The following is an 18721-nucleotide window of genomic DNA, read 5'->3' as shown; positions in this document are numbered from 1 at the left end:
GCCTATTTTCTTTTCGCTTTTTGCTTTGCAATAAACACTTCAAATTCAGGCAGGCTAAAGCTGCTTAAATTGCTTGCTTTTGTAAGCCCGGCTTTTTGTGCAGCCAGTACGCCGTATTTTATGTCGGCAAAACCGTCAACAGAATGCGCATCGGGGTCAATAGAGATCAATACATTTTTTTCAAGTGCATAATCAATCCAGCGCCAATCTATATCCAGCCTTCGTGGGTGGGCATTCAGTTCAATCACCACATCATTGGCAGCGCATGCTTCAATAATTTTCTTATGGTCAACAGGGTAGCCATTGCGGCTGAGCAACAGCCGCCCGGTCATGTGGCCAAGAATACTGGTGTAAGGGTTTTCAATAGCTTTTAGCAGCCTTGTCATCGCCTTCTCTTCACTCATTTTTAGGTTAGAGTGTACAGAAGCAATTACCAGGTCAAATGTAGCCAGTACATCATCCGCGTAATCAAGGCTGCCATCATTCAGTATGTCGCTTTCAATACTCTTGAAAATCTTAAACGGGGTAAGTTTTTTGTTCAGTTCATCAATTTCCGCGTGTTGAGACGCCAGCCTTTCTTCAGTAAGGCCGTTGGCATAAAAGGCTGTTTTGGAGTGGTCACTTATCACCAGGTATTGCAATCCTTTGGCCATAGCGCCTTTGGCCATTTCTTCCAGCGTATTGGCGCCGTCGCTCCATTTGCTGTGGCTGTGTATAACTGAAGTTATATCTTCCTCTTGTATTACCGAAGGCAGTTGGTCCGCTTTGGCCCATGCAACCGCGGTTGACTTTTCCCGCAGGTATGCCGGAACAAATGCTGCGCCGGCATCTGTAAAAATTTCTTCTTCAGATGCGTACTGTTTCTGTTTATCAAAAGCCCCCTGTTCTATCCATTCCGTTAAAAATGCTTCGCTGCTGCTGGTAATAAATTGTTTCAGGTAAATGTTATCCGTAGAAATGTAAAACATCAATTCCAGGTTCTCTTCGCCTTTGTATGACACCTGCTCGTCATGCTGGGCAACAGGCTGGTAATTATGCTGCAAAAAATAATCATTCAATACGTTGGCAGGTGCATTGGTAACCCATTCAAGTTTGCTGATTATTTCACTGTGTTTCCTGTAGTCGCCCGTGGGTAAAAAGTTGTAGCTCGTAAAGGCTTCCTTCAGTTTATTGCTTATCGCATCAGCAAAAGCTTCAGTTTGTGCGTATAGGTAACTGCCCTGGTTACTCAAATAAAACTCAATTGCCTCTTTTACGTTTTGCTGCGTTTTTTCGCCAAAACCTTTATACAGGGTAAGCCTGTTTTCGTTGCAGGCATACAGTAATTCGCCCAGGCTTTCTATTTCAAGCTCTTTCCAGATGGTTGATATTTTTTTGGGTCCTATCCCTTTAATGTTAAGCATTTCAATAATACCCGGCGGTGTTTTTTGCAGGTATTCATCCAGTAAAGGCAGGCTGCCAAGCTGCAGTTGTTCAATAATCTTTTTACCAATGGTTTCACCAATGCCTTTAATAGAAAAAATTTTGTCATGCGGCAATGCCGATAATTCCATTGGTAACTTTTCAATGGTAAATGCGGCCGACGAATATGATTTGGTTTTAAAACTGTTTTCGCCGTGTATATCCATCAGTTTGGCAAGCAGCGAAAAATTATCGGCAATGGCATAATTATCCATACAGGTTATTTTACATAAAAATTACTGAAGACACAACCCCGAAAGTAAAGGAATACATCCAAATAAAGCATTAAGCAAAAGTGCTTATTGTGGGCAGATTTTTTAGATACCGGCAACATAGTTTCATGGCATCGCCTGTTGCGTCGCAAACCGACGAAGGAGGTTCGCCAGTGCCAAAATAAAATAACAAACCTGGCTGGCAACCCTTTCATCGTTCAGTTCATTTGGCATCTTTTCAGACCCGGGTAAGATAATGCGCACCAAAGCGATAGATACAAACATTTGAAGATTATAATGAATAATTAGTGCCAGCCCCTGCTCCATGTTTTGCAACAGTCTTACTTTTAACCAGGGAACTTAATATCTTTTTCACTGTAGGCAATGGTATGTTCAACTTCTCCGAAATATCTCCAGACCTGCTTCCAGGATGGTTTTCAATAAACAGATAAACAGACTTTTCTTTAGGGCCAAGATTATTAACAACACCCTGGCTTGAAAGCTTTGCCATTAGCTGGCTGCTAATGTTATTTAGGCATCTTAAGAAAAAAGACACCCAGTTATATACATCTTCTCCTGGCCTCTGTTTTTGGGCATTCATCAATTCCTGGTAATATTCAGATTTTCTGTTTTCAATTTCATGCTCAAAACTTACATACTGTATCCATGTGTATCCGTTTTTAAGTAAAAGAAGCGTTCCAATAAGCCTGCTTAACCGTCCGTTTCCATCCTGAAAAGGATGAATACTTACAAAATCATAACAAAACAAAGCACATTTTACTATAGGATGTGTTTCCTTATCATTATGCCACCACTCAACCAACATTCTCATGGCATCTTCTGTGGCAAAACCAGCAGGCGTGGTTTTAAAAATAATCTGCTTGCTTCCGTCAGGTCTTGTTGCCTCAACAGCATTGCTATGTTGTTTGTAACCTCCCCTATGCCAATGGTCTTTTTGACTATGCTTCATTAAAATATTATGGAGGTTTTTTATGGAACCTTCAGAAACTTCCATGTTATTATATTCCTCGGATATCAAGTCTAATGCTTCAAAATACCCTGCAACCTCCTGCGAGTCTCTATCTTCTAATTTTGAAATATCCAGGTTTTCAATTAACACTTTTACCTCTTCATCAGTCATTATTGATCCTTCAATTCTGGTAGAAGCGCCAACACTACGTACTGTTGCAATTGATTTAAGTTGCTTCAGACTTTTTCCTTCCCTTTTTTCAACAACTGACCATGATGCATCAAATCTGTCTAACATACTTAGTTCCTGTATCAGTTGCCAGTCCGGCATTAACTTAAATGTATAGATGTGGCCGTTCATATTTGCAAAATCCGTATTTGCTAAAATAAAAATATACGATTTTATCCGATTGGATACGATTTTGATACGATACTGTATACGATTTTATACGATTAGATACGATTTTGATACGAAAGGAAAACATAACAAGAGACTTACCAAAAACAAAAAGTCCCGGTATTAAACCAGGACTTAATTTATTTGCTTTTACGCAAAGCTTATTTTGCTTTTTTAGGAGCTGCCTTTTTAGGAGCGGCTTTCTTTACAGCAGCTTTCTTAGGAGCGGCGGCTTTTTTAGGAGCAGCCTTCTTAGGAGCAGCAGCTTTTTTTACAGCGGCTTTTTTAGGAGCAGCTTTCTTTGCAGCAGCAGCTTTTTTGGGAGCTGCTTTTTTTGCAGTTGCCATAGTTTTAAAATTTAATGGTTAGTAAATATTAGATAAAAATAGATACTTTATGGCAACCATCAAAAAAATTTTACACAAAGAACTAACTGTTAAGCCGTTGCTTCAGCAGGCTGAACAGAAACAGATGTTTTATTTGACTTTCCTTTTCTGAATTCTACTACGCCATCAGCTAAAGCGAATAAAGTAAAGTCTTTACCAACACCTACATTTTTACCAGGATGATAAACTGTACCACGCTGGCGTACTATGATGTTTCCGGCAATTGCAGGCTGCCCGCCATATATTTTAACACCAAGGCGCTTGCTTTGTGAGTCGCGGCCGTTCTTTACACTGCCTTCACCTTTTTTATGTGCCATAAAAAATGAATTTGAATTATTGTGGATGAATTCCGGTGTTACCGAAAAGATTATGCTATGCTTTCAATCTTAATCTTGGTATAGTGTGTTCTGTGACCGTGTTTTTTACGGAAACCTTTCCTTCTTTTCATCTTGAAAGCTATAACGGTATCGCCTTTAACAAGGTCGCTTACAACTTCAGCTTTTACAACGGCCTTTACATCGGCGCCGGTAGTAAGTGTTCCGTTGTTATCAACAAGTAACACTTCACTGAATTCTACTTTATCTCCGCTTTTTGACTGCAGGTGTGGTACATACAGGCTTTGACCTTCCTGTACCCTGAATTGTTGACCTGCTATTTTTACTACTGCAAACATGGCTTATCCAAAATTAGGACGGCAAAGGTATGGGTTTTCAACTATATAATACCAAGCAAACCTTAAAAAAAACTTACCTGTGCTTTTTATTACTGCAAACAAACGGAAAAGCTGGGGTATGCACCTATCCGGGCTGCAAGCCGCCCAATGAACCGAACGATGAAAGTACTGCGACGCAAGAGGTGATGCCACAAGGCACAGCCGCCGGGTTCATAAAAATGCTTATGCGGCCAAAAAGTATAAAAAGGAGACACCAGGCAGTTAAAATAAATAATGCCGCCTTGTTCCGCACTTGCTATTTTTGCCCTTCCAATACTGAATAACTCTGCCATGGACTTAAAATCAATTTTAGCAAAGCCGTTTGCCGGGTACATATATAATAAGATAAGAAAGGGAATGGAAACCGCGGTAGAGGATCAGCAGGCCATTTTTAAATCGCTGATTAAAGGAGCAAAGGATACCGAGTTTGGCCGCGACCATGAGTTTGGAGGAATACAATCCTATGAAGATTTTAAAACGAAAGTGCCTGTAAGGGATTATGAGCAGATAAAACCCTACATAGCCAAAATAAAAGAGGGGAAAGAAAACATACTTTGGAAAGGCAAGCCCATTTATTTTGCTAAAACCAGCGGTACTACCAGTGGTATTAAATACATCCCTATTTCAAAAGATTCCATATCCAACCATATTGATTCTGCCCGCAATGCTTTGCTGTGCTACATTGCAGAAACCGGCAATGCCGCTTTTACCAAAGGCAAAATGATTTTTTTAAGCGGCTCTCCGGTGCTTGACAGAGTGGGGGGCGTACCAACCGGCAGGCTAAGCGGCATTGTTAACCACCATGTGCCAAAATACCTGCGCAGCAATCAGTTGCCGGATTATGAAACCAACTGTATAGAAGACTGGGAAACCAAACTGGATAAGATTGTCGACCTTACCATTAACCAGGATATGACGCTTATAAGCGGCATACCACCGTGGATGCAAATGTATTTTGACCGTCTTACCCAGCGCAGCGGCAAAAAAATTGCCGACCTGTTTCCCAATTTTTCGGTAATGGTATATGGCGGCGTAAATTTTGAACCTTACCGGGCTAAATTGTTTGATTCCATCGGCAAAAAAATAGATTCTATTGAGACTTTTCCGGCAAGCGAAGGTTTCTTTGCCTTCCAGGATAGCCAGCGTGCTGCCGGCCTGTTGCTGAACACCAATTCCGGAATATTTTTTGAGTTTATACCAGCCGCTGAAATTTTTAATGATAACCCCACCCGGCTTAGCCTTGCAGATGTAAAAGTTGGCGAAAACTATGCCTTGGTTATCAGCAACAATGCAGGCCTTTGGGCCTATAATATAGGCGATACAGTTAAGTTTTTAAGCACTAACCCATACAGGCTGGTAGTAAGCGGCAGGACCAAACATTACATATCCGCATTTGGCGAGCATGTAATTGCAGAAGAGGTGGAACATGCGTTAATGAAAGCTGCTAACGAAGAAAGTATAAAAATTGTAGAATTTACTGTGGCCCCCTTTGTGCAACAGGGCGAGGGAAAAAGTTACCATGAGTGGTTTATTGAATTTGAGAACCTGCCCGCTGACATGGAAGGCTTTATTGCTAAGGTTGATGAAAACCTGAGGTTAAAGAATGTATATTATGATGATTTAATTGCCGGCAATATTCTTCAAAAACTGAAAATAACCCAGGTACGTAAGAATGGATTTATAGACTACATGAAGTCAATTGGAAAACTGGGCGGCCAAAATAAACTGCCCAGGCTCAGCAATGACAGGAAGATAGCGGATGCCATGCAGGGGTTTATTGTACATGAATAATGTATAACTTTACAATACATGGAATTGATATTGGAGATACCTGATAAATTTTCTTTTTCCGGCAAACTAACCAAAGAAGATGCGTTGCTGGGATTAGCCATAAAAATGTATATGGATGAGGAGGTTACTCTATATGCGGCGGCTGAATTGGCCAATATGGATTGGTTCCAGTTTCAAAAAGAGCTGGCCAGCCGCAAAATTCCGACCATTAAAACTTCTATTACCGAAATCCGTGAACAGATCGCTGCTTCAAAAACCATATTGTAGTGCTTGTTGTAAGTGACAATTCCCCCATCAGTAACTTTTTTCTTATCGGCAGACTGGATATCCTGCAATCGCTTTATGGAACAATTGTAATGCCTGTACGGGTATTGCAGGAACTTGAAGAACTGAAAATGCACGGCATTGATACTTCAGTGATAAAACAACTAAATTGGATATCTGTTGTAAAACCTGCCGAAAACGAGATATTTCAAAAACTAAATGCCGAACTTGATTATGCAGAAGCAAGCGCTATAAGCCTTGCCATGGAAATAAATGCAGAAGTATTGTTGATTGATGAGCGCAAAGGCACAAAAATTGCCAAGCGTTACAACATTTCAACCATTGGTGTATTAGGAATTTTACTTCTTGCAAAACAACACAGGCTCATTGAAAGCGTACAGTCTTTATTGGATGCAATGATAGAAAAAGCGCATCTATGGATAGATGAAGAATTGTACCTGCTTATTTTAAAGGAAGCAAAGGAAATTTTATAGTTTTATCGTATGACATCCATCAAACGCATCGCCATCTTTGGTTCAACAGGCTCTATAGGCACACAGGCGCTGGAAGTTATCAAGGCTAATCCTGATAAGTTTGCCGCAGAAATACTTACTGCTCATACCAACGATGAATTGCTGGTGCAGCAGGCGCTGGAATTTAATCCCAACATTGTAGTTATAGGCGATGAAAAAAAATACCAGAAAGTAAAAGATGCTTTGAAGGCTACCGGTAGCAAAGTTTTTGCCGGGGAACAGGCTTTAGACGAGGTTGCCGCTATGGATAACTACGACCTTATGCTGGCAGCCATTGTTGGGTACGCCGGACTTAAGCCCACCCTGCAAGCCCTGGAAAATGGCAAACCTGTAGCGCTGGCCAATAAAGAAACCCTGGTAGTGGCAGGAGATATAGTGATGCAGAAAGCCATGGAAAAAAGGGTGCCCGTAATTCCGGTTGATAGTGAGCATTCCGCCATTTTTCAATGCCTGGTTGGTGAAGGCAGAAACAAAATTGAAAAAATCATCCTTACTGCCAGCGGTGGCCCTTTTTTAGGCCGTAAACCTAATTACCTGGTAAATGTAAAGCGGGACCATGCCCTGCAGCATCCTAACTGGAGCATGGGCGCCAAAATTACCATAGACTCTGCTACGCTGATGAACAAAGGGCTGGAAATGATTGAAGCCAAATGGCTTTTTAACCTTCAGCCAGACCAAATACAGGTAGTTATACACCCGCAAAGCATTATACACAGCATGGTACAGTTTGAAGATGGCAGTATTAAAGCGCAGATGGGGTTGCCGGATATGAAACTGCCCATTCAGTATGCAATGGCTTTTCCGCAACGTATACCCAATAACTTTCCCCGTTACGACTTTAAAAAGCCCGGCACTTTAACTTTTGAGGAGCCCGATACACGCACCTTCCGCAACCTGGTGCTGGCTACAGATGCTTTGTTTAAAGGCGGCAACATGCCCTGTGTGCTGAATGCAGCCAATGAAATAGCCGTGTATGCCTTTTTACGCAACCGTATAGGCTTTTTGGATATTACCGAAATGGTAGAGCGTACCATGGATAAAATTCCTTTTATACAAAACCCCACACTGGAAGAATACTTTGAAACCGATGGCGAGGCCCGTAATTTCGCTGCCTCGCTGGTACAGATGTAAAGCGTTAAATTGTGCTGAACGGCGTATTTTATGCCGCAAAGCATCGTAACATTGCGGGGCTTTGTGGCTGCCGCTTAATTAAAGGGATGGGGAAAATGATGTTAACGTACGGAAAATGCTGAGAAAAGAATAAACCCCTGAAGTGAGTGACACAACGAAGCCCAATAGGTATTCTGTCCTTGACATACAAAAAATTAAAAGCCGTTGCAAACGGCCCTTACAAGCAACATGACTTTATTAGCAATTGATTGGGGCGGCGTAGGTATCCAGGCGCTGTATCTGTTAATGGCCCTTTCCCTTCTGGTTATTTTACATGAGTTAGGCCACTTTATCCCCGCGAAACTTTTTGGCTGCCGGGTAGAAAAATTCTTCCTTTTCTTCGATGCCGGTTTTTCTCTTTTTAAAAAGAAAGTAGGTGAAACTGTTTACGGTATTGGCTGGCTGCCATTGGGCGGTTACGTTAAAATATCGGGCATGATTGATGAAAGCATGGATAAAGAAGCGATGAAAGAACCGCCTAAACAATGGGAGTTCCGCAGCAAACCCGCCTGGCAGCGCCTGATTATTATGGTTGGTGGCGTTACGGTAAACGTTATCGTGGCATTTATTATTTATGCGATGATATTGTTTGTTTGGGGAGATACCAAAACGCCAACTGCGGATATGAAAACAGGCATACAGGTAGTTGATAGCCTGATGTATGATATTGGGTTAAAAGATGGCGACAAAGTTTTAAGTGTGGATGGCAAATCTGTAACTTATTTTGAAGATGCCCAGTATATGGTTTTACTGGGAAAAGAAGTAACTGTTGAACGGGATGGCAAAATACAATTAGTAAAATTACCTGTAAACCTGCTGGGCAAGCTTAGTGAACGCCGCAGGAACAAATCTGCCATTTTTATACCTCAGTTACCGGTAGTAGTAGAAGAAGTAGTGGCTAAATCTCCCGCAGCCGTGGCTGGTTTAAAGCAAAATGACAGGATAGTGGGTGTGGATTCTATATCTACACCATACTTTGATACTTACCGACACCAGTTAATGGCCAGCAAAGGCAGGCAGACCACATTACAGGTAGAACGTGGCGGAAAAATTATTCCATTAAATGTAGCGGTAAACAACGATGGCACGCTGGGTTTTTACAGGCGCAACTTTAGCCCTAAACAATTAGATAGCTTAGGCATTGCTAAAGTAATTGAAAACAATTATAGTTTTTTTGAGGCCATACCAGCCGGCGCAAAACTGGCAATGACAAAGCTCGGAAACTACATAGACCAGTTTAAGAAAATTTTGTCGCCTGAAACCGAAGCTTACAAAGGTGTAAGTGGATTTAAAGGAATGGCCTCTATTTTCCCCGATCAGTGGGGCGCCTGGCAGGATTTCTGGTCTTTAACCGCATTCCTTTCTATTGTATTGGCTTTCATGAATATATTGCCTATACCTGCACTGGATGGCGGTCACGTGCTGTTTCTGCTATATGAAATGGTAACCCGCAGAAGGCCCAGCGACAAATTTTTGGAATACGCCCAAATTGCCGGTATGGTTATTCTGCTCGGCCTTATGTTATATGCCAACGGTAACGACTGGTTTGGCTGGGGCAGAAACAAATAAACCGCCGCGAATTTTTTTATGGGCCTGGCAGCGGGAACAAGTATTGAGCTTTCGTTGCGTCGCACACTTTTACGGTTGGATTCGCTACGCAGCTTTTCCCACAGGATAGAATTACTTATGGCGCCCATGGCGCCATAAGTTTTTTTATTTACACCTGGCCGCATTAATGGAATGTTGCTTAATACTGTCAATCCGGTCTTTTTTGCCAAAGCCTTACATTATTGCTAATGTTCGTAAGCATACCTAAGCTATTGTTTCTGTAAAATTAACCAGCGCAATTGCGCCTCAGCCCTTACATTTGCGCAATTTTGTACTACCATGCCTAAAGACACTTCTATTAAATCGGTTTTGATTGTTGGTTCAGGTCCTATTGTTATTGGCCAGGCCTGCGAGTTTGATTATTCCGGCTCGCAAGCTGCACGCAGCCTTAGGGAAGAAGGGATTAAAGTAATACTGATTAACAGCAACCCGGCCACCATTATGACAGACCCCATGATGGCCGATAAAGTATACCTGTTGCCGCTTACTGTTGAAAGCATAGAAAAAATTCTGCAGGAAAACCAGATTGATGCAGTGTTGCCCACCATGGGCGGCCAGACTGCCCTAAACCTTTGTAAAGAGGCAGATGAGTTGGGCATCTGGAAGAGTTACAACGTACGTATGATTGGCGTTGATGTAGCTGCCATAGATACTGCGGAGGACCGGGAAAAATTCCGGCAGTTAATGATTAAGATTGGCATACAGGTAGCGCCCAGCAGGGTAGCCAACAGCTTTTTGGAAGGCAAAGAGTTCGCCCAGGAAATTGGTTTTCCACTGGTTATACGGCCTTCTTTTACGCTCGGCGGTACCGGCGGTGGTTTTGTTCACCGCAAAGAAGAGCTTGATGAAGCCTTACAACGTGGCCTTAAAGCATCGCCGATACACGAAGTGCTGGTTGAAAAAGCTGTTTTAGGCTGGAAAGAATTTGAGCTGGAGCTTTTGCGTGATAAGAATGATAACGTAGTGATTATATGTACCGTGGAAAACCTTGACCCCATGGGCATACACACAGGCGACTCCATTACCGTAGCGCCTGCTATGACGTTAAGCGATAGCGCCTTCCAGGACATGCGCAACAAAGCTATGCTCATGATGCGCAGCCTGGGCAATTTTGCCGGCGGCTGTAATGTTCAGTTTGCTTTAAACCCTGAAACAGAAGAGTTGATTGCCGTGGAGATTAACCCCCGTGTTAGCCGCTCATCAGCTTTGGCAAGTAAGGCTACAGGTTACCCCATTGCTAAAATTGCCGCCAAACTGGCCATCGGTTACAGCCTGGATGAATTAAAGAACCAGATTACGCAAACTACCTCGGCTTATTTCGAGCCTGCGCTGGATTACGTAATTGTAAAAGTGCCCCGCTGGAACTTTGACAAGTTTAAAGGCGCCAACGATACGCTTGGCCTGCAAATGAAGAGTGTGGGCGAAGTAATGGCCATTGGCAGAAGTTTTACGGAAGCCATCCAGAAAGCCTGCCAAAGCCTGGAGAACGAAGCTGTAGGGCTTGGCTATTACGGCAAAAGCCTGATGAAAACCGAGGACCTGATTGAATACATCAAAACCCCGAAATGGGACAGGATTTTCCGCATAAAAGATGCCTTGATGCACGGCGTTACTATTAAAACCATTGTGCAGGCCACCCGCATTGACCGTTGGTTTATTTACCAGATACAGGAAATATGCCGCATAGAAAAAGAACTGGAACAATATAAATTGGATACCCTGCCCGAACCGCTGTTAAAGGAAGCCAAGAAGAATGGCTTTAGTGACGAGCAGATTGCCCGTATATTACATGGCAACTGTACAGATGAGCAGGTGTATGAAAAGCGCAAAGCACTGGGTATAACCCGTGTATATAAAATGGTAGATACCTGCAGCGCTGAATTTGAAGCTAAAACGCCTTACTTCTACAGTTCGTTTGAGGGGTAAAGAATATTCGCTATTTTTAGTTGCCTAATTTAAAAATTATGAGTGATAAGGATGTAAAAAGGCTTACTGATTTAGCGACTGAGAAGCTGAAAAAGAATATTTCAAAAAAGGATGCCCTGCGCTCTTTAATGGATGCCGGCATACTTGATAAACACGGTAATTTTACACCTCCATATAAAAATCTTGCTACCGTAAGCAGAAGTTAAACCTATTAAGCTTGCCCTATGTACGATGTGAAGCCCAATCTCGTAATTGGATTTCATGGTTGCGATTTAAGCGTGAGAAATGCACTCGTAAACAATCCTGATGAAGTAAGAACCAGTAAACAGCCTTATGATTGGTTAGGGCATGGTATGTATTTCTGGGAGAACAATTACGAGCGTGCCTTGCATTGGGCAACAGAGAAGAGTAAGCGTGGAGCACCCGGAAAACCGTCCGTTGTAGGAGCTGTTTTGAGCCTTGGGTATTGTTGTGATTTTTTAGACAGCAAGTATATAAGCATATTGCAATCTTATTTTACTCTTATGGCAGCAGTTTACAAAGCTGCCGGAAAAAAATTACCATACAACAAAGACATTCCACAGGATAAGCACAAGGATAAAATACTCCGGGAACTTGATTGTGCCTCAATTGAATTTATGCACGGTGAGATATTACGGCAAATAAATCAGGATACCAGTGAAAAAGGGTTCTCGCACTTTAACGCGTTTGACACAGTAAGGGGTGTTTTTACCGAAGGTGGGCCAGCTTTTGATGGTGCAGGCATTTTTGAGAAAAGTCATATTCAGATTTGTGTTCGTAACTTAAACTGTATTAAAGGCTTTTTTATTCCCAGGAAGGAAATTGATTTTACAGGGCTGCTGCAATAATTACAAATGGCACTATTGTAGCTGGGCACCCCAAATATGTCTTTGCAAAAGATTACACTTATTACATAATTAACTTAGTTGAGTCAGGTTACCCACAAAACCAAAGCAGTTGTGCTGCGTACCGTTAAGTATGGAGAAACAAGCATTATCTCAACGCTGTATACAGAGCTGTTTGGCATACAGAGCTACATTGTAAAAGGGGTGCGGCAAGTTTCCAAAAAGTCGCAGGGTAAAAGCAGTTACTTTCAACCGGGCGCCATACTTCAGTTGGAAGCCTACCATAACGAATTAAAGAACCTGCAGTTTATAAAAGACTTTCAGTGGGATTACCTGTACGAGCAGGTTTTTTTTGATGTAGTAAAAAATGCTGTAGCGGTTTACATGATAGAACTGCTGCAGCACAGCCTGAAGCAACCGGAAGCAAACCCTGAACTTTTTTATTTGATAACAGACAGCCTTAAGCAATTAGACAAAGGAGATAATGCTCTTGCAGCCAACCTGCCTTTGTATTTTATATTGCACCTGGCAAGTGAATCTGGCTTTCAGTTGCATGGTAGCTACAGCAAACAAACCCCTGTGCTTGATTTGCAGGAAGGCCAATTTGTAAATGAGATCCCCAATCACCCACATTATATTTCCGGCGAAACCGCAGCCGTAGTACATAAAATAAACAGCATTAACTTTTATGAAGACCTTTCCTCCATACCGTTAACCCGTTATACCCGTCGGCCGCTGTTGGAAGGCCTTCAGCAATACCTGGCGCTGCACATACCCGATTTTGGCGAAATGCGCAGCCTGGCCGTATTGCAGGAGGTATTGGGTTAAAAAGTTTTGTAATTTTAGGGGCAATCACTTTTTTGTTGTGAAAGAATACATGGTAACAGATATTGAACAGATTCCTAAAACAGCGCTGGATGTATTCCGCACCCTGCCGGAAGGAACGCCGTGCGAAGTGATTGATAACGTACTCTATATGTCCCCCGCACCCAAATACAACCACCAACGCCTGCTTGGCATTTTGTTCAACAAAATCTCAAAGTATATTGAAGTTGAGCAGTCCGGTGAAATTATATTAGCGCCGTTTGACGTGTACTTTGATGATCTGCTGTCTGCCGTTCAACCAGACCTGGTTTTTATTTTGAAAGAAAACATGCATATTCTTAAACACGATGGTTATGTGCATGGCACCCCAGACTTGATTGTGGAAGTATTATCTGCCGACAAAAACCGTGACCTTGTATTGAAGAAAGCGCTGTATGAACATGCCGGTGTAAAGGAATATTTTACCGTTAACCCCGATAACAACAAAGTAAAAGCATGGGTTTTAACAAACGGCATTTATAAACCAGCCTACGAGGCAACCGGCAGGTTTTACTCAGCTTTGCTTAACCTGGAGTTTACTTTTTAACTTCAGGCCAGCCTTTTTACCGTTTCCATATTTTCATCCATACAAATAATGCCTGGTTGCTTACCCTTTTCAAAGCTGCCCAGCTTATCTTCCATGTTAAGTGCTTTTGCACCGTTAATGGTAGCCCATTGCAAGAGTTGTTCAACGCCAACCTGCGGAGAGTATTTGCGTATGCTCTTCATTTCATCCAGCAGGTTAAGGCTGTGGTTGCTTGCCAGGCTATCCGTACCCAATACCAGTCTGCAGTTTTCCTGTATAAACATATCAACCGGCGGCACCGTATTTTCTATATAGAGATTGGCATTAATGCACAGGCACAAATAAACAGGGCGCTGATGTAAAAAAAGCAGGTCTTCCCGGCCGGTAAAAGTATTGTGCACAAGTACAACATTCTTTGCTTCCCGCAGCTTTGGATAATAAGATTGCAGGCTGGTTTTACCGGTAGGCTTAAAAAAACCGCTGTCCATATTCATCATGCGGTACATACGCATAAAATCGCCTGAGCCATGTTTAAAAAGCGCATCTTCAAACGCAGTTTCCTGGTTATGAATGGTAATTGTTTTACCCGCAAAAAATGGCTGCATCATCTGCCATAACTCTTCTGAAACCGAGTAAGGAGCATGCGGTACCAATGCATGGTACACGCCCGCTGCATTGCTTTGAAAACTGTCATAAAATGCCTTGCTTCTTGCAAAACGTGTTGCGGCAACATTGGGCATCCAGCCGCTAACCTCAATAAAATTATAGTACAACAGGCGTTGCTTAAGTTTTTGCGGCAGTGTAAGCGTATTGTTACAAATATCACCCACGGCAACTATGCCATTGGCCAGCATTTCATTTTCAGCCTGCTGTATGGCTGCTAAAATTTCATCTTCAGCAAAATGCCTTTGCGTTACCACCTTAAAAACAAAGTCAACCAGGCCTGTTTTTTCCGGCAATAGCCCACGCATGTGGCTAAGCTCCAGGTGGCAATGGCAATTAATAAGCCCCGGCGATAAAATACCTTGTACATGCTGCACATCCTCCCCTGCTTCGGCGGCGGTTACTATGGCTTCCACTTTGCCGGCGCCGTCTGTTATTAAAACATGGTTGCCGTTCAATAGTTCTGTTCCTGTAAAAATTTTATCTGCTTTGTATTTAACCCACGCCATGTGGTAAAGATAGTACCGCCACATTTTATTCTTCCTGATACCGTAAAGCAATTTCCCGATTGCATAAGGGCCGGGCATACTGGTGCGGCATCTTTGCTATGAATCATTTTTCAATGGAGGTCATTTTTACAAACGGGCCGCTGTAGTCGTACAATGGCCATTAATTAACCAGCTACTGCTAAACATTATTAAGCCCGGGTAAGCGGCAGTAAATCCTGTTCCAAAATTTTGCCGCTGCCCGGCACTACTTCTTCCCGTAAAATAGATAAGCGTTCCTACGCAAATATTCTCATCCGGCCTTAACGCTGCTGCAAAAAAAGTAACAGGCTACACCTTCGGGTGAGGGATTGCAGCGGCTACCCCGGTGAAGGTTTGTGGGTCGGCTTCTGTGCCGGAGTAATAGCGGAAAGCCCGGCCCGAGGTACGAGGGACACCCCCAACAATTACCAATTCAACATACAAGAGCCATGGGCTCAGAAAAACCCGGTGTTTTTACCCTCATTAAAACAGCTTTTCTGTGGAACATTTTCCTCAAAAAAGGTAACAGTTAAGCATTTAAACAAGTTGTTTAGCCGTTGCGGCCACCCTTTTTACAAAGGCATAATTATTTCATTGCCAATTGTTGTAACGCTTGCAGAATGGAAACAACTAAAGAACCAGTACTTAACCTTACAGAAAAGAAAGTGCGCAGCCTGCTGAAAGACGCAGAAAAAACCGCTAAAGCCATAGACCTGGTTTATATAACCGATACCGCCCCCGGTATTCAGCGTGTTAAGAACGGAAAGGCTTTTAGCTATGTTTTTAATAACCGACAGGTAAAAGATAAAGAAGTGCTTAAGCGTATACGCAGCCTGGTAATACCACCCGCATGGCAAAACGTATGGATATGCAACCTGCCCAACGGGCACCTGCAGGTTACCGGTTTTGATGTAAAGAACAGGAAGCAATACCGCTACCACGAGTTATGGAACAGCCTGCGCAACCAAACCAAATTTTTCAGGCTGCACGATTTTGGTGAAGCCCTGCCGGCCATGAGGCTGCAAATGGAAAAGCACCTTGCCTTGCCAGGGCTACCCGCAGAAAAAGTGTTGGCTACTGTGGTAAGCGTTATGGAACGTACCAATATACGCATAGGCAGCAGCTTTTATGAAAAGCTATACGGGTCTTACGGCGTTACTACTTTAAAAGATAAACATGTAAAAATTAACGGTACCCGAATGCAATTTTTCTTCAAGGGCAAAAAGGGAGTTGAGCATAAGATAAGCCTTAAAAGCAGGCGGCTTTCAAGAATTATACACCAATGCCGGGACATACCGGGCAAAGAGCTGTTTCAATATTACGACAGTAATAACGAGAGAAAGCCGGTTGATTCGGGCATGGTAAATGAGTATATAAAACAGGTTAGTGGCGGCGATTTTACGGCCAAAGACTTTAGAACATGGTCTGGAACTGTACAAGCGTTGCTATCTTTTAAAGAACTGGGGTTTTTTGAAAGCGAAACGGAAGCAAAGAAAAAAGTGGTGCAGGCACTGGATGCAGTTTCAGTACAGTTGGGTAATACCCGCACTGTTTGCAAAAAATATTATGTACACCCGGCCATTCTGCAGATGTACGAGAATAAAGGGCTGGAAAAATATATAAAGCAACTGGAAGATATTGAAGCGGATGACAACCGCAGCGGCCTTACTGCCGAAGAAAAAATACTGATGAACATACTGGCGGAAAATAAAAGGGTTGTACTTAACTAACAATGTGCCTGCCGCCCGTAGCACGCAACAGGTATAAGCCTTGCAGAGAAACAAAGTTGTGTAACCAAATAATATTGAGATGGACAACATTATTTATGTAAATGTGGATGAGGATATAAGAGTGGCCAACTTTACCATTATTGACCATCCTTTTCATTTAATGGCGCTGGTTAAGTTTGAGGATGGGTATGCAAATGTTTTTTTTACCGATGTAGAAAGTGGTAAATGGGTTGAGCAGGATATGGGTTTTACCCGCTTGGCCGAAGAAACCGGCAACCAGCTTACCAACCATTTTAAATATGGCTTTACAGAATATAAGCCATTGCAATGGCTGTATAAGCCCGATGGTAAATATTGCTTCGCTTTTCATAAATACATTTCCGGAGATTACGAGGTGTATGAAATTTATCATTCCAACCGGCGTCACATGTTTACGGCAATACGTTCTTCGGCCGGTTTATGGCAGGTGATACTTTTTTCCGGGGAAACGGTGTGGAACTACGACAAATACTATTACGATGAAGCGCCCTATCTTATTGATGTTTGCAAGCTGTAACTTTTAACTTAGGGCGCTGTTAACAAGGGTTGTTTGACGGGCGCAGGCATTAAAATTGATGGAGTTACGTATAAAAACTTGCCATGATACACGCCCCGCTAACCAAAAAAGACAAACGCCAGATAAGATACACTTACGCTAAATTGGAAACATTGAAAGCCGTAATTGCAGCGGTACGCCTTAAAATGGAAATGGCTGCCCTGCAAATGAATGATGCTTACCTTAAACGCAGCATACTTACTTTTGTTGCCGAAACAGCCCCCTGCGAAACAGAATTAAAGAAAAAAATTGAGTCGCTTGCCCACGTCTTTCCCGCTACAGATTTGAATTTCGTGAAAAAAGACCTGAACGATGATCTGTTATTTGATAACCCTTTTGCCTGTGCCCAATACTACGAGAAGGAAACCATTCTTGCGTTTAGGGATTTGCTGAACGATTATGAAATTATACCTGAAATACGCAATAACCTGCAGGCGCATTTAAACGAAATGCTTTACGCTTATCTTAAAATTAAGCTGCTTAATAACTTCAGCATTAAAGAGCTGTCTGGACAAAGAACCCTTTTTTAATAACGCAACTAGCCGTTTGCAGAGACACTATTCCACAAACCAGAAAAACCGGTGAGCAAAATAATCCTCAATAACGTTGGTTAAAAGTGTGGTTTAGGTTGTAAAAGAAAAAATTTTTTACCGGCACAGTATTTAGCCTTTAACCAATACACAAAAAATAAATCCATGAAAAAAGAATCCGCTACAGGCAAAAGCGCCGCAACTAACAAAAGCACCGCCCAGAATAAAAGCACAACCGTTACTTCGTCATTGCTTGCAGAATTTTTTGCAGACGAATTGAAGGATATCTACTGGGCCGAAAAACACATTGTAAAAACATTGCCCAAAATGCAGAAAGCCGCTACTTCTGAAGAATTGCAGCAAGCTTTTGCAGAACACCTTGAACAATCCAAAGAACATGTAACACGATTGGAACAGGTGTTTGACATGCTGGGTAAAAAGGCCCAGGCAAAAAAATGCGAAGCCATAGAAGGCATTACCAAAGAAGGTGAAAGTATTATAGAAGATACTGAGAAAGATACCGCTACAAGAGATGTGGGACTTATAATGGCTGCGCAAAAAGTAGAGCATTACGAAATATCCACTTATGGCGGTTTGGTAACACTGGCAAAAACACTTGGCTATAAAGATGTGGCCGAAGTTTTATACAGCACGCTTGAAGAAGAAAAACAAACAGACGAATTACTTACTTCCATAGCTGAGAATAACATTAATTACGAGGCCCTGGAAGAAACGGAATAGTATTTGAACAGGGATGTTGTAACAGCATGGAAGTTATAAAAGGCAGGTTTAATAATAATTATTCGCTAAAGCCAGGCAATTGCCTGGCTTTAAAAGTTTCGTAACTTCTGTAACACAAAGGAAATGCTTATTTGAAATGCAGAAGTTTAGCTGTAGTTTGTTACCTTATACGGTAGCGGGCCCGTTTTAAAAACTTAGTGTTTCTATAATTGTTATTAGGGGGTGCCCCAAGCTATCGCAAGGGTCGGGC

At 42.3% G+C, this 18721-nt stretch carries 20 protein-coding genes; 14 read left to right on the top strand and 6 right to left on the bottom strand.

The window, feature by feature from the left end:
* Positions 1-2: 2 nt before the first annotated feature.
* From F0364_RS27170 to rplU, 5 genes are all read right to left on the bottom strand, one after another.
* Positions 3-1676 (bottom strand): DNA polymerase/3'-5' exonuclease PolX, encoded by a 1674-nt coding sequence (locus F0364_RS27170; protein ID WP_153800970.1) that lies wholly within the window; start codon positions 1674-1676, stop codon positions 3-5.
* Between the two features lie 289 nt (positions 1677-1965).
* The gene (locus F0364_RS27165) at positions 1966-2940 is read right to left on the bottom strand and encodes a Fic family protein (RefSeq protein ID WP_207632905.1); all 975 of its coding nucleotides are present in this window, start codon (positions 2938-2940) and stop codon (positions 1966-1968) included.
* Between the two features lie 260 nt (positions 2941-3200).
* On the bottom strand, positions 3201-3386 hold the full coding sequence (locus tag F0364_RS27160) for a hypothetical protein (RefSeq protein ID WP_153800968.1): 186 nt from the start codon (positions 3384-3386) through the stop codon (positions 3201-3203).
* A gap of 89 nt (positions 3387-3475) precedes the next feature.
* Positions 3476-3742, bottom strand: coding sequence for a 50S ribosomal protein L27 (gene rpmA / locus F0364_RS27155; RefSeq protein WP_153800967.1), 267 nt, complete (start codon positions 3740-3742; stop codon positions 3476-3478).
* Between the two features lie 50 nt (positions 3743-3792).
* Positions 3793-4098 (bottom strand): 50S ribosomal protein L21, encoded by a 306-nt coding sequence (rplU, locus tag F0364_RS27150; RefSeq protein ID WP_153800966.1) that lies wholly within the window; start codon positions 4096-4098, stop codon positions 3793-3795.
* A gap of 330 nt (positions 4099-4428) precedes the next feature.
* On the opposite strand from rplU, the gene F0364_RS27145 reads away from it, so the two are divergent.
* The 10 genes from F0364_RS27145 (at position 4429) to F0364_RS27100 (ending at position 13706) form a co-directional block, all read left to right on the top strand.
* Positions 4429-5928, top strand: a complete 1500-nt coding sequence (locus tag F0364_RS27145) for a GH3 auxin-responsive promoter family protein (protein WP_153800965.1) — start codon at positions 4429-4431, stop codon at positions 5926-5928.
* A gap of 18 nt (positions 5929-5946) precedes the next feature.
* Positions 5947-6195, top strand: a complete 249-nt coding sequence (locus F0364_RS27140; RefSeq protein WP_153800964.1) for a UPF0175 family protein — start codon at positions 5947-5949, stop codon at positions 6193-6195.
* Complete coding sequence (locus tag F0364_RS27135) at positions 6195-6686, top strand: PIN domain-containing protein (RefSeq protein ID WP_153800963.1); 492 nt, start codon at positions 6195-6197, stop codon at positions 6684-6686. Before F0364_RS27140 ends, F0364_RS27135 begins: the two co-directional genes overlap by 1 nt.
* A gap of 9 nt (positions 6687-6695) precedes the next feature.
* Complete coding sequence (locus tag F0364_RS27130) at positions 6696-7856, top strand: 1-deoxy-D-xylulose-5-phosphate reductoisomerase (protein ID WP_153800962.1); 1161 nt, start codon at positions 6696-6698, stop codon at positions 7854-7856.
* Between the two features lie 228 nt (positions 7857-8084).
* On the top strand, positions 8085-9464 hold the full coding sequence (gene rseP / locus F0364_RS27125; protein WP_153800961.1) for an RIP metalloprotease RseP: 1380 nt from the start codon (positions 8085-8087) through the stop codon (positions 9462-9464).
* Positions 9465-9782: 318 nt separating this feature from the next.
* On the top strand, positions 9783-11429 hold the full coding sequence (gene carB / locus F0364_RS27120; RefSeq protein ID WP_153800960.1) for a carbamoyl-phosphate synthase large subunit: 1647 nt from the start codon (positions 9783-9785) through the stop codon (positions 11427-11429).
* Between the two features lie 38 nt (positions 11430-11467).
* The gene (locus tag F0364_RS27115) at positions 11468-11635 is read left to right on the top strand and encodes a hypothetical protein (protein ID WP_153800959.1); all 168 of its coding nucleotides are present in this window, start codon (positions 11468-11470) and stop codon (positions 11633-11635) included.
* Between the two features lie 18 nt (positions 11636-11653).
* The gene (locus tag F0364_RS27110) at positions 11654-12298 is read left to right on the top strand and encodes a hypothetical protein (RefSeq protein WP_153800958.1); all 645 of its coding nucleotides are present in this window, start codon (positions 11654-11656) and stop codon (positions 12296-12298) included.
* A 78-nt stretch (positions 12299-12376) separates the two neighbouring features.
* Positions 12377-13123 (top strand): DNA repair protein RecO, encoded by a 747-nt coding sequence (gene recO, locus F0364_RS27105; protein ID WP_153800957.1) that lies wholly within the window; start codon positions 12377-12379, stop codon positions 13121-13123.
* 37 nt (positions 13124-13160) lie between these two features.
* Positions 13161-13706 (top strand): Uma2 family endonuclease, encoded by a 546-nt coding sequence (locus F0364_RS27100; RefSeq protein WP_153800956.1) that lies wholly within the window; start codon positions 13161-13163, stop codon positions 13704-13706.
* A gap of 2 nt (positions 13707-13708) precedes the next feature.
* On the opposite strand, the gene F0364_RS27095 is transcribed toward F0364_RS27100, so the two are convergent.
* On the bottom strand, positions 13709-14857 hold the full coding sequence (locus F0364_RS27095; RefSeq protein ID WP_153800955.1) for an amidohydrolase family protein: 1149 nt from the start codon (positions 14855-14857) through the stop codon (positions 13709-13711).
* 638 nt (positions 14858-15495) lie between these two features.
* Here F0364_RS27095 and F0364_RS27090 point away from each other — a divergent pair.
* The 4 genes from F0364_RS27090 to F0364_RS27075 all read left to right on the top strand — a co-directional run bounded on the left by F0364_RS27090 (position 15496) and on the right by F0364_RS27075 (position 18471).
* Positions 15496-16605 (top strand): DNA topoisomerase IB, encoded by a 1110-nt coding sequence (locus tag F0364_RS27090; protein WP_153800954.1) that lies wholly within the window; start codon positions 15496-15498, stop codon positions 16603-16605.
* A gap of 79 nt (positions 16606-16684) precedes the next feature.
* Complete coding sequence (locus F0364_RS27085) at positions 16685-17161, top strand: hypothetical protein (RefSeq protein ID WP_153800953.1); 477 nt, start codon at positions 16685-16687, stop codon at positions 17159-17161.
* A gap of 83 nt (positions 17162-17244) precedes the next feature.
* The gene (locus F0364_RS27080) at positions 17245-17730 is read left to right on the top strand and encodes a hypothetical protein (RefSeq protein ID WP_153800952.1); all 486 of its coding nucleotides are present in this window, start codon (positions 17245-17247) and stop codon (positions 17728-17730) included.
* A gap of 165 nt (positions 17731-17895) precedes the next feature.
* Complete coding sequence (locus F0364_RS27075) at positions 17896-18471, top strand: YciE/YciF ferroxidase family protein (protein WP_153800951.1); 576 nt, start codon at positions 17896-17898, stop codon at positions 18469-18471.
* The last annotated feature ends 250 nt before the right edge of the window (positions 18472-18721 follow it).

The sequence above is a fragment of the Foetidibacter luteolus genome (assembly GCF_009650435.1).
Taxonomy (GTDB): domain Bacteria; phylum Bacteroidota; class Bacteroidia; order Chitinophagales; family Chitinophagaceae; genus Foetidibacter; species Foetidibacter luteolus.
This window is presented reverse-complemented; position numbering and strand designations above follow the sequence as displayed.

What these genes read in the sequence shown, in the direction of transcription:
- F0364_RS27170 (WP_153800970.1), bottom strand. Translation starts at nt 1,676, where the DNA reads ATGGATAATTATGCCATTGCCGATAATTTTTCGCTGCTTGCCAAACTG.
- F0364_RS27165 (WP_207632905.1), bottom strand. Translation starts at nt 2,940, where the DNA reads ATGTTAGACAGATTTGATGCATCATGGTCAGTTGTTGAAAAAAGGGAA.
- F0364_RS27160 (WP_153800968.1), bottom strand. Translation starts at nt 3,386, where the DNA reads ATGGCAACTGCAAAAAAAGCAGCTCCCAAAAAAGCTGCTGCTGCAAAG.
- rpmA (WP_153800967.1), bottom strand. Translation starts at nt 3,742, where the DNA reads ATGGCACATAAAAAAGGTGAAGGCAGTGTAAAGAACGGCCGCGACTCA.
- rplU (WP_153800966.1), bottom strand. Translation starts at nt 4,098, where the DNA reads ATGTTTGCAGTAGTAAAAATAGCAGGTCAACAATTCAGGGTACAGGAA.
- F0364_RS27145 (WP_153800965.1), top strand. Translation starts at nt 4,429, where the DNA reads ATGGACTTAAAATCAATTTTAGCAAAGCCGTTTGCCGGGTACATATAT.
- F0364_RS27140 (WP_153800964.1), top strand. Translation starts at nt 5,947, where the DNA reads ATGGAATTGATATTGGAGATACCTGATAAATTTTCTTTTTCCGGCAAA.
- F0364_RS27130 (WP_153800962.1), top strand. Translation starts at nt 6,696, where the DNA reads ATGACATCCATCAAACGCATCGCCATCTTTGGTTCAACAGGCTCTATA.
- rseP (WP_153800961.1), top strand. Translation starts at nt 8,085, where the DNA reads ATGACTTTATTAGCAATTGATTGGGGCGGCGTAGGTATCCAGGCGCTG.
- carB (WP_153800960.1), top strand. Translation starts at nt 9,783, where the DNA reads ATGCCTAAAGACACTTCTATTAAATCGGTTTTGATTGTTGGTTCAGGT.
- F0364_RS27115 (WP_153800959.1), top strand. Translation starts at nt 11,468, where the DNA reads ATGAGTGATAAGGATGTAAAAAGGCTTACTGATTTAGCGACTGAGAAG.
- F0364_RS27110 (WP_153800958.1), top strand. Translation starts at nt 11,654, where the DNA reads ATGTACGATGTGAAGCCCAATCTCGTAATTGGATTTCATGGTTGCGAT.
- F0364_RS27095 (WP_153800955.1), bottom strand. Translation starts at nt 14,857, where the DNA reads ATGGCGTGGGTTAAATACAAAGCAGATAAAATTTTTACAGGAACAGAA.
- F0364_RS27090 (WP_153800954.1), top strand. Translation starts at nt 15,496, where the DNA reads ATGGAAACAACTAAAGAACCAGTACTTAACCTTACAGAAAAGAAAGTG.
- F0364_RS27085 (WP_153800953.1), top strand. Translation starts at nt 16,685, where the DNA reads ATGGACAACATTATTTATGTAAATGTGGATGAGGATATAAGAGTGGCC.
- F0364_RS27080 (WP_153800952.1), top strand. Translation starts at nt 17,245, where the DNA reads ATGATACACGCCCCGCTAACCAAAAAAGACAAACGCCAGATAAGATAC.
- F0364_RS27075 (WP_153800951.1), top strand. Translation starts at nt 17,896, where the DNA reads ATGAAAAAAGAATCCGCTACAGGCAAAAGCGCCGCAACTAACAAAAGC.